Source organism: Microbacterium sp. BF1, from assembly GCF_019279095.1.
In the GTDB taxonomy this organism is placed as follows: Bacteria; Actinomycetota; Actinomycetes; order Actinomycetales; family Microbacteriaceae; genus Microbacterium; species Microbacterium maritypicum.
The window spans coordinates 1-1,152 of record NZ_JAGYWT010000649.1; the positions used below are offsets into that span (position 1 = coordinate 1).

Annotated in this window: 1 protein-coding gene and 1 pseudogene; both read right to left on the minus strand. The window is 68.3% G+C overall.

Features of this window, described 5'->3' with window-relative positions; all coding sequences use genetic code 11:
• Nucleotides 1-820, minus strand: a pseudogene (locus KZA10_RS15715) (hypothetical protein); the annotation flags it as partial.
• Between the two features lie 49 nt (nucleotides 821-869).
• A partial coding sequence (locus KZA10_RS15720) for an SHOCT domain-containing protein (RefSeq protein ID WP_218683351.1) occupies nucleotides 870-1,152 on the minus strand: 283 nt, incomplete at its 5' end.

Below are 1,152 nucleotides of genomic sequence, written 5' to 3' on the forward strand. Positions count from 1 at the left end.
AAGCGACGGCGAAGCCCACGCTGGTCCACAGGAGGGCACGCGCGCGATCTCGCGCGATCAGGATGCCGGCTACGACGAGCCCGAGCAGCACCCATGGCAGCCAGAACCCCGCCGCGACCGCGATCTGGTAGACGGTGCGCACCAGGACCAGCGCGTCAGCCTGGGCGATCGGGACCGACCTGTCGATCTCGGGGATGAGCTGGGCGAATCCGACGCCACGCTCGGTCAGCACCACCTTGACCCGGTCGACGACCTGACCGAGGTCGATCGAGAGCACTCCATCGTCAGCGAGCTGCACGGCGGTGTCCCGGCTGTTCTGCAGGATCGCGACCGCGCGTTCGTGCGTGAACCGCAGCGATTGCGCCCAGATGTCGGCGAACTGATCGGATGCCACGACGTCGTGGATCACGCCGTCGACGAGGGAGGTGAGCCCGCTGGCCGCCGGGGCCTCCAGATGGGAGAGTGCGGATGACGCGCGGGGCGGAAGGTCGAGTTCACGGATTCCGTCGAACACCTCTGCGACGATCTCGCTGAAGTCCACCTGCTCCTGGATGGCGGCGCTGACCTGATCCGCGACGAAGTCCTGTACGTCGGGATCCTCGGCGAGCGGTGCGAAGGTCGCGACGAACCGATCGGCATCGACGAGCTGCAGCCGGGCCCAGGTGCCCATCGCGGCTATCGGAGCCATCAGGACCGCGAGAGCGAGCACGATCCCCGCGACGATGCTCCTCCCCACCGGCCGGCGGCGGGGCCGCTTGAGCGTCTCGTTCTCGTGCTCGAGGAGGACGACGCGGGCCCGCAGGTCTTCCAGTTCACTCATTCGTTGTCCTCGTCTCGGCTGTCGTTCCGACGGCGGGCTGCCGGTCTCGTCAGCTCAGGAGCTTCTGCTTCGCCGCGGCGAACTCCGCATCGGAGAGCACGCCGGAATCCTTGAGGGATGCGAGCTGCTGCAGCTTCGCGATCAGATCGTCAGCGGCGGCGGGTGCCGCCGGAGGCGGAGACGAGTACTGGGCCGCTGCATTCTTGGCGGCGGCATCGACCTGCGCCTGCTGCTGCGCGGCCGCATACTGCTGCTGCTCGTACTCGCCCTGCGCACGCTCCTGCTGATGCCGCGACATCGCGCCGCCGCTGACGATCTGATCGCGAAGCTGC